This window comes from Rheinheimera soli (assembly GCF_021290985.1).
Classification (GTDB): domain Bacteria; phylum Pseudomonadota; class Gammaproteobacteria; order Enterobacterales; family Alteromonadaceae; genus Pararheinheimera; species Pararheinheimera soli.
The window spans coordinates 1-4,201 of sequence record NZ_JAJOYU010000059.1 but is presented as its reverse complement, the minus strand read 5'-3'; the positions used below and the strand labels follow the sequence as shown (position 1 = coordinate 4,201).

Annotated in this window: 5 protein-coding genes; all 5 read left to right on the top strand. The window is 43.4% G+C overall.

Annotated features, from left to right (window positions below; all coding sequences use genetic code 11):
* Window positions 1–406: hypothetical protein (locus LSG37_RS20800; RefSeq protein ID WP_436286430.1), on the top strand; the 406-nt coding region annotated here is incomplete at its 5' end.
* Between the two features lie 88 nt (window positions 407–494).
* Window positions 495–1,889 (top strand): Tn7-like element transposition protein TnsE, encoded by a 1,395-nt coding sequence (locus LSG37_RS20795; protein WP_233081927.1) that lies wholly within the window; start codon window positions 495–497, stop codon window positions 1,887–1,889.
* A gap of 90 nt (window positions 1,890–1,979) precedes the next feature.
* Window positions 1,980–2,924, top strand: a complete 945-nt coding sequence (locus LSG37_RS20790; RefSeq protein ID WP_233081926.1) for a hypothetical protein — start codon at window positions 1,980–1,982, stop codon at window positions 2,922–2,924.
* 135 nt (window positions 2,925–3,059) lie between these two features.
* Window positions 3,060–3,371, top strand: a complete 312-nt coding sequence (locus LSG37_RS20785) for a hypothetical protein (RefSeq protein ID WP_233081925.1) — start codon at window positions 3,060–3,062, stop codon at window positions 3,369–3,371.
* Between the two features lie 148 nt (window positions 3,372–3,519).
* Window positions 3,520–4,170 (top strand): NYN domain-containing protein, encoded by a 651-nt coding sequence (locus tag LSG37_RS20780; protein ID WP_233081924.1) that lies wholly within the window; start codon window positions 3,520–3,522, stop codon window positions 4,168–4,170.
* Window positions 4,171–4,201: the final 31 nt, after the last annotated feature.

The following is a 4,201-nucleotide window of genomic DNA, read 5'->3' as shown; positions in this document are numbered from 1 at the left end:
ACTTGAGTTAGTTAAACAGCTAATACGTATTCGTAATCAAAGTTATGATGATTTAAGACTGCCCAGAATGACGCAAACGTGGTTTATCGCCAAGGCAAACGTCTCTTGGGGTGTGGTAAGTCATTTAGATAAGTTGCCGCTTTGTAAGAGCTTTTTTGTTAAATACACAGAATCGATAGATGAGTACCAAATCCGAAGAGTTCTGGCTATTATGGTTAACTGTGTAAAAAACAGAAAGGCTATCCCACGGGCTTATGAAATTGAGCGTATTGCAGGACTTAGCACAAACCGCAGCCGAGAGGCTGTCAAAGTCATTCTCCAATTGGATCTTAAAGTATTTTCCCGCAATTCGTTGGCTGCCGAAAAATCTGGCAGTAAAGAACATACGCGGCGTTTTCCCTCATAAGTATTTCTTTAAAAATAAGCAGGTTTTCATTGGAGTTGAATGGGAAGATGGTACCCATAATTCGCTGCCAATTGAGATGGCAAGTGATATGGCCATAGGCTACCAATTCGACAATACAAAACGCTCTGTGAAAAATGAATATGAGATTAAAAACGTTAGTTTTATAAAACAGCTATCCGTTGATACTAGCCTGCCTCATTACAGATATCTTTTCGAAACTGATCAAGGAGCGGTTAAGATCCCTGCATTCGAGTTAGCGCGTGCATTATTTTTTCATAATCGTCATCTAACCAAGGCTGCCTATTCTGCAAATGGTTTGACTGAATTGGCCATCTCAGATGAAACAGTATCGCCAGTAAAAATTATCTTCCCCAAGTCTACTTCTTATCCTGTCAGTAACTTAACTTTAAAAAAGGCGCGAACACATTTTGCTTGGTTAATTTTAGATCCAGAAGCCAGAAAGAGTTTTTTTTCAATTTATCAATTTTTCAGAGAAAATCCCGAGTCTGTAAGTTTCAATTTTAGCCCACCGAGTTTGAAAGGCTGGAGGCTAAAGCTTGCAATTGTTAAGGATGAAAGCAGCTCAGTGTCCGAGGTTAAGCGAATCGAGAGTATTCTTCATGCTCCTGCCACGGAAAAATTTTATGGTGTTGAAATTATTCACCCAAAAAAGAAATTCATTGATGAATCTGAAGGTTCACATGTTCAGAGAAAACCCGGTAAGGCTCCACCTGTTGATATCGCTCCTGAATTAGATCTCGGTGAAGTTCCTGGTTTTGGTAAAAGACGTCATATAGATAGAACAAGTCATTTTTCATTCAATATCTCTGGTATAGATGGCGTTTTTCTGGCTGAAGGGCAACCCAAAGCAGGTAAACAAAAGCTTTCAAATGGAACGCAATCTAAGTCAGAAAAAGCAGGTGTTGGCCCACCAGCAAAAGAGGGGAACGCTCAAGAGTTCGATCCAACGCTGAATCAGAATAACGATGACTTTAAGGAAGCTGCCGAGTTACCGCACAAATTCCTGATGTTTGAAAAGGTTGTAAAGGATCTCGGTAACCTTAGCGGTATCAAGCTTGAGTCAGTAAAATGTGGTGAATTTCCAGTGCCAACGAATGGTAATAAGGCTATTCTAAAAACAAAGGATGGCAAGTGCTTACGGTTTTTTATTGCAACTTTTGAGATAAAAGCTAATAAAATTATTATATTAGAGGCTGACACTACCAGCCTAGAGCCAGCCAAAGGCTCTGGCACATTGATTCTTGGTTTGAAAGAGGATGCGACAAAACACTTCAAAGAAATTATCCAGAATTTTGCCGACCGTGGTGCGCAATGGGAAACTAAGTTCATTGAAGAAAGGGCTCTTTACTGCAAATCTTGCCGGCATCCAAGGATAAAAAATAAAGACCGGATTTTCACTGAGGAAGAATACAAGGAAACTTGGTTTCTCAAGCTTAAGTCTGAGATGGGCGTTTTTCTTTAAATTTTTAACTAAGTTTGTTATTTCCTACAACTAGATGACTCTCCTGAAGTAAGCCGGAGCAACCGGTTCATTTCCCTAAGGAGCGACACTATGCGTAAATTTAACACCACCATCTTATTTTTAGCGCTTTTTGGCGCTTCACTTCAGCCCCTTACAGCAATGGCAAATACGGCTTTACCGGTACAGGTTATCGAAACGCAGCAACCGGGGCAGAGTTTGCCGGCTATCGAAAACCTAAGAGCCGCCATTGTCAATGAAATGCATGAGATAAAGCAGCTGAGCGAGGAATTGGGAATGGCGCATGCCACCTTAAAAAGCGAATATGAGCGCACTATGACCAGTTGTGACAACGATAAGTGTAAGGTGTTAGAGCTGCAGCGAGTGGCTCAAGAACTGGCAGTTGTTGAAGCTGGCTTTAGTCGCCTTAAAACAAAAGCGATGACACTTTTGCATGGAGATATGGAGAAGCTACCTGGCGTCCTTGTCGGTGAGCGTGCGGCGATTGTGCGCCGAGTAAAGGAAGGTATCATCGCCGAAGCCAATGAGATGCGAACCATTTACATGGATGCGACGGGCGGGCAAGCGAATGTGGATGTTTCAACGCTGCCGCTAGAATCTAAAATCGCACTGGATGAGCTGTCAATTAGGTTAGACGATATGATTGAAGCGCTGCAGTTCTCGGTGCTTGATGTAGAAATGGTTGATTACCATTTGAGCACACTCAGCAGCAGCAAGCAGGCTATGGAAGTCGATGTGCAGGTGCTTGCGCGCAATGCGCTATCGGTAACCAGGGAGCGCACCTCAATGCAGCGAACTGCAGACAGTTATATCCGCTATGGCATATTAAGTAATAGTGCGCTTACGGCAATATCGGGTCAGCCGCTGGAGGGGTTCCCACGGCTTACTTTGCCCGACGTCTCGAAATTAAGTAATTCAGCGCCGTCAGAGATTGTTTTACCGCCTGTCATGGATATCGGTGGGAAATTCGAGGTCCTGTCAAAGCTAAGCGAAAGAATCGTCGAGTTAGACCGCTAAACCCTCATTAACCACACCGGAGGTCGCATGGTTTTAACTGTGCGGCTTTAAAACATAAAAAAATAATTTTCTTGGTTATTTTTCAGAGGCCACAGGCTTTATGTCGTTGATACCCACTGCTTAAGGAATGCCATCATGAAAATACAGAAATCTGGTACAGCTAATATCTTCGCCAACCTTTGTAGTATTTTGCCATATTGTGCCGCCGTAGGGGTGATTTATGGCGGCTACACTTTAATAGAGATGTCTAATCAACAGCGTGAAACCGCTGTAGCGCAACAGTCGACATTGACGCACGCGATTAGCCAATTTCCCCAACCCGCGCACACTCCCGTCAATAGGGAGATTACGCCAACGGCACAATCCCATCAAGCGGGTAGAACACCGGCAGAAATTTTAGCCGTTATCGAGCAGCTGGGTTCTTCGGGGACCCACAAAGATGGTTAGATAAAACCCAATCGCACTCCCTGCCTAGCGCCCCATTATTGGGGCGTTTTACATTTTTTTATGCCCTATCGTTATTTTTACTCTTTCTCGTTCTTTCTTAAGGTGAAGGCAGAGCACTGCCATACACACTGTAATCGAGGATATGAATATGCTGAACTTTATCTCATCTTTACTAAAAGCGTTACCCTTTACCTCTGCAACAGCCACAACTGCTAAAACGGACATGCTGGGGCCGATGATTAGTAATGAATTTTTGGCTGAAATGCTAAACCCTGAACCGCAACCAGCAGAAACAAAAGCGTTGTTCGCAACACAGATTTACGTTGATTTAGATAATGTTTTAAGCCAACTTCGCCCCGATGTTTTGGACGCGACGCTGGCTAAGCTACATGATGTCATTCTGGCTTTAGTGGCTAAGTTCCCGGCACCAGTAAAGGTGGCTATTTATGGCAACCTTAGGCACTGGAAGCTCAGCGAGCAACGTTGGGAGTGGCAAAAGAATCTGGTTGAATTTATAGACACGCCAGCAACAATTCACAATGAAATCATGATTACAGATATTTTTAGGCAAGCAAGAGCAGGTTCAACCATTGTTTTAATCAGCTGTGATGCCGGCTTCACCCCTGTATTAAATGATATCAAGGAACACGATGGTGTGCGTACCGAATTGGTCTTGTTCGGTCATGCCTCTTATAAATTAAAGCAAGCGGCATTCGTGTTGCACTCTGGCATGGACATTCTGTCCAATGCCGGTGTTTTCACAACGCAGATGGCTAAAACAGCTGTCTTATCGCCTTAACGATATGATTGAAGCGCTGCAGTTCTCTGTT

What these genes read in the sequence shown, in the direction of transcription:
- LSG37_RS20780 (WP_233081924.1), top strand. Translation starts at nt 3,520, where the DNA reads ATGCTGAACTTTATCTCATCTTTACTAAAAGCGTTACCCTTTACCTCT.
- LSG37_RS20790 (WP_233081926.1), top strand. Translation starts at nt 1,980, where the DNA reads ATGCGTAAATTTAACACCACCATCTTATTTTTAGCGCTTTTTGGCGCT.
- LSG37_RS20785 (WP_233081925.1), top strand. Translation starts at nt 3,060, where the DNA reads ATGAAAATACAGAAATCTGGTACAGCTAATATCTTCGCCAACCTTTGT.
- LSG37_RS20795 (WP_233081927.1), top strand. Translation starts at nt 495, where the DNA reads ATGGCCATAGGCTACCAATTCGACAATACAAAACGCTCTGTGAAAAAT.